A 1,636-nucleotide genomic window follows, 5' to 3' on the forward strand; every position below is an offset into this window, starting at 1 on the left:
CTATACATTCAAAACTTTTCAAACACCCTCTAAGGCCACGCTACGCTATCGGCGATTATAAATCGCCCAGAGAGTGTGAATTTAGACTTTTCAAACACTCTCTAAAGCAATAAACGATATCAAACTTTGATTAAATCATTAGGCATAAAAAATGGTAACCATCTTTGTAGATGAACAAGAATTAACTAAACAAATAGTCCAAGATATTGGGCGAAATGAAATTGCTATTGCTGTCAAAAAACTGCGTCAACAGGCTAAAAACTCTTGTGAACTTCCTCCAACTTGGCTACTCAACACAGCCGATGCTTTAGAAAATAACGATTGGAGTATCTTGTCAGCAGGCTTTATCAATATGGATTTTATTGGTAAAAATGGCTATTTCTTAATTATCGCACCTTACCAAATAAATCGACAAAGCCAAGCCAATGTGACGTTAAGCGCACTTTACGGGAAAATACACGATAACCAAGAACCATCTATTGAACAATTAGAAAATCTGGTGCGGGCAAAATTTGGCACACTCGGACAACCAATTCCCATAAACCTTTCCTTTACCGAGATTGCTAGTTGGGGTAATGTCAGTGGTGAAAGTGGTGAAGCCTTTGTAGTCCCACATAGATGGTGTTTTCCTAATAGTGTTTGTGGTCCTGCATTAAACAATGCAAAGGAGCAGCGACGACGTTTTTTAGGTTCCAGCCACGAATGTATCCGAAAAATATTTGAATATGAAACAGCTAATTTACTATTAGGTCCGTTAGAAGACGAAATCAATGGTGAACGCTATCGCCACCTAGATACTCAAGTTCATGAAGCAGGACATGCGAGTGGTTTGGGATTTAACTTCAAGTTAAAGCATAAAATTTTCCGAAACTATACCAATTCTGGTGTAGAGGAATGGCGATCTGATAGCCTAGGATTTGAGTTTGCAGCTTGCACTTTACCTGCTCAAGAAGCTGGGAAGTTGGTAGCTGTCAATTTCTGCATTCGCTTTGGCTTAGATGCTCACCGTTTAGGAGGGATAGAAAAAGATGTGGATGTATATGCTAGCCTGATCAGCTTAGAATATCTTTTCCAAAATGATGCCATATATATCACTAAAAATAGTCAATTAGCTTTACGTAATTTGAGTTATCCAGGTTTACTCCAAGCCGTGGAACTCCATCGAGCGCAAGCATTATCTCTTACCCGAAGAGAGTTAAATCTTAAAAGTCCTACAGGTCTTTTATCTCTGTACAAAGTAGACATTCACCCATCAACTCAATCAATTTTTCAGGGGCTAATTATGGAACGCTGTCAAAGAATTTGGGAACAGTTGCAATAATAATTTTTCTGTCTTTTTGCCCGGATTTCTCACAAAGAAAAGAAAAAAAGGGGTCAAAAACTGCGAAAATGTATATGTATGGCTTGCTGAATAAAGCTAAAACCGTTTATTAATAAAGGTTTTACAGATTTTTATCTCAAAAAAAATGCACCTATTTTGGCTGATGGTCTCCCAAAATAGGTGCATTTTTCCTTGTCGGATTTGGAAAATTGAGGATATCCATATAGCTAAAACTTTTTCTAGTATGATTGGCTTTTTTAGCTGAATAATATTTTTTGGCGTTGCTGAATTGAGGTATGAAATTCCCAAATTGAA

General features: G+C 37.3%; 1 protein-coding gene. It reads left to right on the forward strand.

All coding sequences use genetic code 11. From position 1 onward, the window contains the following. Positions 1 to 151: 151 nt before the first annotated feature. Positions 152 to 1,321, forward strand: a complete 1,170-nt coding sequence (locus FJR06_RS04855; RefSeq protein ID WP_015079719.1) for a DUF6014 family protein — start codon at positions 152 to 154, stop codon at positions 1,319 to 1,321. The last annotated feature ends 315 nt before the right edge of the window (positions 1,322 to 1,636 follow it).

Origin of the sequence: Dolichospermum sp. UHCC 0352, assembly GCF_009711925.1 — a bacterium.
Classification (GTDB): Bacteria; Cyanobacteriota; Cyanobacteriia; order Cyanobacteriales; family Nostocaceae; genus Dolichospermum; species Dolichospermum lemmermannii.